The 6000-nt window shown below is 58.4% G+C and carries 4 protein-coding genes; 2 read left to right on the top strand and 2 right to left on the bottom strand.

Translation table 11 applies throughout. The features are described from left to right. Nucleotides 1-1712: 1712 nt before the first annotated feature. Nucleotides 1713-2912, top strand: coding sequence for a DNA-binding protein (locus LDZ28_RS20890; RefSeq protein ID WP_244828993.1), 1200 nt, complete (start codon nt 1713-1715; stop codon nt 2910-2912). 21 nt (nt 2913-2933) lie between these two features. Here the strand turns inward: LDZ28_RS20890 and LDZ28_RS20885 are convergent, their stop codons facing one another. Further along, a complete protein-coding gene (locus tag LDZ28_RS20885) occupies nt 2934-3962 on the bottom strand; it encodes a tyrosine-type recombinase/integrase (RefSeq protein WP_244828992.1) in 1029 nt (342 codons plus the stop codon). 178 nt (nt 3963-4140) lie between these two features. Here LDZ28_RS20885 and LDZ28_RS20880 point away from each other — a divergent pair, with 178 nt between their 5' ends. Beyond that, entirely contained in the window at nt 4141-5583 is a 1443-nt protein-coding gene (locus tag LDZ28_RS20880) for a DUF2252 domain-containing protein (RefSeq protein WP_244828991.1), read from the top strand. A 34-nt stretch (nt 5584-5617) separates the two neighbouring features. On the opposite strand, the gene LDZ28_RS20875 is transcribed toward LDZ28_RS20880, so the two are convergent. Next, the gene (locus LDZ28_RS20875) at nt 5618-5974 is read right to left on the bottom strand and encodes a DUF2471 family protein (protein WP_244828990.1); all 357 of its coding nucleotides are present in this window, start codon (nt 5972-5974) and stop codon (nt 5618-5620) included. Nucleotides 5975-6000 lie beyond the last annotated feature (26 nt).

Genomic DNA, 6000 nt, shown 5'->3' with positions numbered 1-6000 from the left:
GCGTCGGACAGTATCGGGATTGCCAGCAGCATACCGAGTGCGGTGATCAACGTCTACGGGGTGGCCTTCACCGTTTGGGGTGAAGTACGAGAACAAACGGAAGCTCACTGCGGTGCGGTCCCGTAAACTCTCACCACTCACCTTTGAGCGTCAGGCGCCATCCCTAGAAGCCACGCGGGTAAACGGGAGCGGCGAGCGCCAGGGGGCATCACGGCATCGCGGCACAGGTCCCGAAAAATCTCACCGAAAAAAATTTTCCCCAAAAATGGCGTGTCGCACACGCACGACGCGTTCATTTGGGATGACGATCGTCGCCAAAAGCAACAGAAAAAGGGCATATGTGGATCTCCTTAAGTCGACGAACTTCAAAACGCTCCTGTAATACCTCACCTTAAGCGGAATATAGGACAAACCTGAGCAAAGCCGTCTCCAGACGCCGTCTTGGTTCATGCGTGTTGGCATCCCGAAAGGGCTCACCTTGAAGGAAAATTCGAGGCGGGTTTCGGTCCTGCAAAGGCTCACTTGAAGCTCCTGAGAAAGCTCACCTTTGCGGTCTACGTCTGCTGGAGACTCGCCCTATAAGGCTCCGAAGACGGGTGGAAAGGCTTAAGTGACGAATGCCCGATCCTGAATATTCTCACCCTAGAAGATATTCCTTGAGCGCTGCCTTATCGCGTCGAGGTCCCGAATACTCTCACCCTAACGCCGGCATAGCCCAGACGCTTGTGCTAACTCATTGTTTAAATAAGGTATTCTGAAGATGAGGTGTTTCAACCGAGTTCAGCGATGTCACGCTATTTCGGAGTAGGACAAAGGAAGTGTTTTCCGTCGAGCAAGCCAATGCGGGAATGAGGCTAGATTTGCCACGAATAGGCCCCCGTAAAAGCTCACCTCTCTTATTTTGGCCCGCTTCAAGGGAAGCATTGCACAAAACGAGGCGGTCTCTCTGGCCTCACATCTCCCCGTAAAACCTCACCTCCGAGGCTTCGGGGTCCGAATTCGCTCGTTTTATGGCTGTTGGTCCTGCAAAGTCTCACCGCACAAACACTTTAGCGCCTGAAATACCTCACCTATCGGTAAAATCGACCCGTTTTATCCGGTGACGAACCCGAATCGGCCGATCCCGATAAGCCTCACTTCGGTTGATCGAGGATTTCGACCACAATCCAACCATGGCGGGAGAACTGAGGCACTAAGCCCCCGGAAAATCTCACCTACATCAAAAACGGGCTCCCTGAATCCGCTCACCAAGCCTCCCGCGAGTCCTCACGTACGGCCCTGAAGGACATCACCAGAGTGTCCCGAATAGCTTCACCTTCTATCCTGAAACATCTCACCCGACGGCCTGGAAAGCCTTATGCAGTAAGGCTTTGCCAAGGCGTTAACAGGGTTAACAAGGTTTCAAAGGTGTTTACTTTTATTACTCTCAAACGAGCCCCGCGAGCATCTGGCTCTAAACAAAACGATCCGTCCCGGCTCTGTACGACGTGAAACCTCGCAAAAACCAGTCGCAGCAGAAATTATTCAAGAATATCAACATGCTAGATGAAAAAGCTAAGGATGTTTCACGCCTTTGCGTTCGAAGCACTAAGATTTGCAGTACTCAGTCGGTGCCACCGCACATCGGCAACTCTTGACGCGAGCGGATCTGCTGCCGTATAACGATCAAAACGTAAAACGTACCGTTCGATACAAATGCGCTGGAAATTGATATGAAAATGGCGACTCGCGAGTCCTTGCGCGAAGAAATAGAACAGATGAGGGCGTCAGGCGCACGCAGGCAGGACTTGTCCATGCATGCGTGTAAGCGCCTGTTTTTCGATCTTGGCATTCGTCCGTCAGTTACGACGGTCCGAGAGTTCACGCAGACGGGTAGCGCTGGCGACATTCCCAAAGACATTGAAGCGTTCTGGTCCACCGTGCGCTCGTCGATGCGCGTACGAATCGATGCCGGCGGGCTGCCTGCAGCCTTACAGGAGCGCGCTGGCGAGCTGCTCACGGAACTATTCGTACATGCGCAAGAAGAAGCCCGCTCGAAGCTGAATGCCGAGCGCACGCAAGTCGATGCCACTGTCAGCGCGGCTCAAATGCAAGCGCGCGAGGCCGAAATCCGGAGGGAAGCGATCGAGCTAGCGCATCAGCAAGCAAAAGCGCATCTCGACACGGCGATGGCGCAAATCGCAAATCTTGAAGCCGACTTGAGAGTGGCCCGTGAGCAGCAGATCGATGCGCAGTCAGGCCTGCGTGAAGTCATCGCGCGATTGGAAAAGGAAAACTCGTCCCTTTCTGATCGTCTTTCGCAAGAGCAAGCGCATGGCGCGCGGCTGCGCGAACGCATCGATGCGCTTCAGGACGAATCGCGTCGGAATAGCGAGCACTACGCGCAGCAGATCAAGGATGCAGTCAAGGAAGCTGAGCGCCGGGTCAAGCCTATGCTCGTCGAACTGGATGCGTTACGCGGCATGGCGGCGACGTATCAGGCCGGCACGCGAGAAGCAGGTCAGAAAGAATTCGAATTCATTCAACAACTTAGTGCCGCGAGGGGCCGCGCGGATCGGCTGGAATCGCAGGTCCGCACGCAATCGGACGAGATCGATGCTCTGGTTCGCGAGCGAGACGCGCATCGCGTCAGAGCGGGCATGAGTGCCGAGATCGGCAAACTGCTGGCGTCGATGGCCCAGGACGGCCGACTGAACCCCGAAGAGTTGGCGGCGCTCGGCACCCAGGTCGATGCGTATTTCGTGACCCCCACCGCGTGCCCGGCCTGCGAAATCGGCGAGCCAGAACTGCAGCGTCACGAAGACGAGTTCGAGCTCTCTTGTCCGAATTGCGAGCGCACTTCGGGCGCCGCCGCGTCGAAGCTGGCCGCAATCGAAGGATTCATCGAAGCCCCGCGATTGAAGGCTGATTAGCCCGCACGCGGGTATCGAAGGTCAAAGGTGAGAGTTTTCGGGATCGATGAACCGATCTTCCATCCCGTCTTGCCCGCAAGCCTCGGCCATATCGCGCTCCCGTATTTGCTCACCCATCCAGTCCTGCCACGCCCGATGCAGGCGATGAACCGAGATCATCTGCTGGAATCCGAGCCATTGTCCAACGCGTTCAGGGTCTGTGCCGTTCTCGAAAAGTTCAGCCGCATAGGTATTGCGCAGCGTTTGCGGGCTCGCGCGCGCGGCGCGTGATTCGGCGATTCCCGCCGCTGCGACCACCACATCGATGGCGCGCAGCATGGTCGCTTTGTGCATCGGCCGTCCGGCGGGCGCGGCCGGGAAGAGCAGCGCGCCCAAGAGTCCGGCGACTTTTCGTTCGTCGATCCACCGATCCAGCACATCGACGGCAAAAGGCGCGAGCCGGGCCTGCCGGATCAGCATGGGATTCGAGGCGTCGACGGTGACATACGGCGCGCCGCGCGCATAGCAATCGATAGTGAGTTGCGCCGCCTCGCCGGTCTTCACCCCCGCGCCGAGAAACACCGCGACGAGCGCTCGATCGCGAAGCTCGCGCCACCGCTGCACACTCGACAAGGCGCCAAGCGGCGCATCGAGTCGCGCGATCAGCAAGCCGCGTTCGTCATGCGTGAGAAAGCCGGTCGGCTCGTTGTCGCGTGCCTTGCGCCACGCCGCCTCGCCGTCCTGCGCGATGAATCGAGCCGGATTCGTCGACGCCGATTCGATCTCGCGCACGTGATCCAGCACGCGTTCGATCAAGCGTAGATAGCGCATGCGCTGTGGCCGCCGAATCTCGAGTTGAGAGACGAACTGCTCGATGACCGGTCGCTGCACCGTATGAAGCGTTGTGCGCCTGGCCGCGAGCCATTCAAGAAAGTTGCCCCATTGCGCCCGATAGACATCAGCCGACGATGCCCGGAACTGCTGTTGCGCGAGCCACGCATCGAAAGCAGCATGCGGGTCCGCTTGCCAGTCGGCTCGCTGTTGGTCGAAGAGATCGGTAGTGTTCGGCATGGTGTTCAAAGTGCGCTTCTAAGCGTCATGTTGCGTTGCGAACAGCGTCGGACTTCGGACTGATTCCGTCAAGGGCACTCTTCAGGATAAGTGTGGTGAAGTGTCTTGTAGCGGCGTTTGCAATCGTCGACTACTGTTTTCGATGTGACGTACTTCGAATAATAACGAGAGGTGATCCATGGGCGAAGGCTTTGCATCAGACTCGGGGCAATCGACATCTAAGTGGCAGGAACGCCGGGCTAGCGGACGTGCCGCGCGTCAGCGAACACCACGAGGCACGCAAGAGGCTGTCGGCGACGTCGATCGCGATCCCATCGAGTTGCTGCGAATAAACAGCATGGGTCGCGTCCCTGCGCTGATTCCGCTGCGATACGGCCGCATGTTGGCATCGCCCTTTGCTTTTTTTCGTGGCAGCGCGATTGTTCAGGCGCACGATCTGGCTAGTACACCTTCGAGTGGATTGACCGTTCAAATCTGCGGTGATTGCCACCTGTCAAACTTCGGCGGGTTCGCGACGCCCGAGCGTGCGCTCGTATTCGATCTGAACGATTTCGACGAAACCGCACAAGGTCCATGGGAATGGGACGTCAAGCGACTCGTCGCGAGCATGGCGGTCGCGGGCAGGCATCTGGGCCACGGCCGTGCGGGCTCTGAAGCACTCTGCTTCGAAGCGGCCCAGAGCTATCAGCAGCACATGCGCGAGTATGCCGAGATGGGCGTGCTGGATCTTTGGTACGAACGAATTACGTTCGACAGGATGTACGACGATGTGCAAAACGAAGACGTGAAACGTCGGATCAAGCGCGGTAGCGAACGCGCGAGCCGGCGCACGCATGAAAAGCTGTTGCCGAAGCTCGCCGATCGATCGGGCGATGCCTGGAGAATTCGCGACGCGCCGCCCGCGATCTTTCATATTCGCGGCGCAAGCACGCTCGTCGACGAGGACGACGAGTGGATGAAACTCGAAGGCGATTCGCACACGATCCTGACTCCGCTCATACGCGATTACGTTTCGACGCTGACATCCGAGCGCGCCGCGCTTTTGTCGCAATTCGCACTTCAGGACATCGCTTTCAAAGTGGTTGGAGTGGGAAGTGTTGGAACGCGATGCTTCGTGCTGTTGCTTACCGATCATCTTGGTAAGGCGCTCTTCCTGCAGTTGAAAGAGGCATCGACGTCCGTGGTGGCGCGCTACGTCGGCGCGACGAAACATACGCACGACGGGCATCGCATCGTTCACGGGCAACGCCTGATGCAGGCGGCGAGCGATCCCTTTCTGGGCTGGGCGTCGGGCCCGGTTGGACGCCCGCTTTATGTTCGCCAACTGCGCGACATGAAAATATCCGCCGACCTCGAAACATTCAGCGGCGAGGCCTTTCGCGGATACGCGTCGCTATGCGGCTGGGCGCTCGCGCGCGCGCATGCCAAGGCAAGCGGCTGCGCGCTTGAGATTTCCGGCTATCTGGGTTCTGGTGATCGCATGGCGGAAGTGCTCGTCCGATACGCGAGCTCCTATGCGGATCAAGTCGAAAAAGATTACGACGCGTTCCGCTTGGCCTGCCGCAGCGGCAGACTTATGGCGCGCACGGATGCGGACATGGCGGCGGACTTTGCCGCCTGATGACTAGCGATGTGCGGCGTGCATCGCTCGCATGTCAGTGTGCGGCGATGGCCAGTTGCGGTCGGCCTTGTCGTGCAGCGCATTCGTAGGCGTCGACGGCGAATGCGAATACTGCCGGCAAAGCGTCGGAAGAGGCGACATCGACCACGTCGTCGGTTTCGGGGAAATGGAAGTCGTCGGGGCGGGCAAAAAGTTCGCGCAAGGCAGCCTCGTGCCGGCCAGCGAAGCCCAAGTCCGCCACGGCTTCCGCTTCGATGGCGTGCAGCAAACGCCAGGTCAGCGGCACGCTCAGATCGATGTATCGGCCCGCAATCTGCCGCGTAATGCGTTCCAGATCTTGTACCGCACGTGCAAACTGCTTCCTGCTGAGATGCTCGCCGTTCGACTCCATGATTCGCCCCTTCCGACTGGTCTTTG

Origin of the sequence: Caballeronia sp. TF1N1 (assembly GCF_022878925.1) — a bacterium.
In the GTDB taxonomy this organism is placed as follows: domain Bacteria; phylum Pseudomonadota; class Gammaproteobacteria; order Burkholderiales; family Burkholderiaceae; genus Caballeronia.
Note: the sequence above shows the minus strand (reverse complement) of the source record. Positions and strands in the feature narration are given on the sequence as shown.

What these genes read in the sequence shown, in the direction of transcription:
- LDZ28_RS20890 (WP_244828993.1), top strand. Translation starts at nt 1,713, where the DNA reads ATGAAAATGGCGACTCGCGAGTCCTTGCGCGAAGAAATAGAACAGATG.
- LDZ28_RS20885 (WP_244828992.1), bottom strand. Translation starts at nt 3,962, where the DNA reads ATGCCGAACACTACCGATCTCTTCGACCAACAGCGAGCCGACTGGCAA.
- LDZ28_RS20880 (WP_244828991.1), top strand. Translation starts at nt 4,141, where the DNA reads ATGGGCGAAGGCTTTGCATCAGACTCGGGGCAATCGACATCTAAGTGG.
- LDZ28_RS20875 (WP_244828990.1), bottom strand. Translation starts at nt 5,974, where the DNA reads ATGGAGTCGAACGGCGAGCATCTCAGCAGGAAGCAGTTTGCACGTGCG.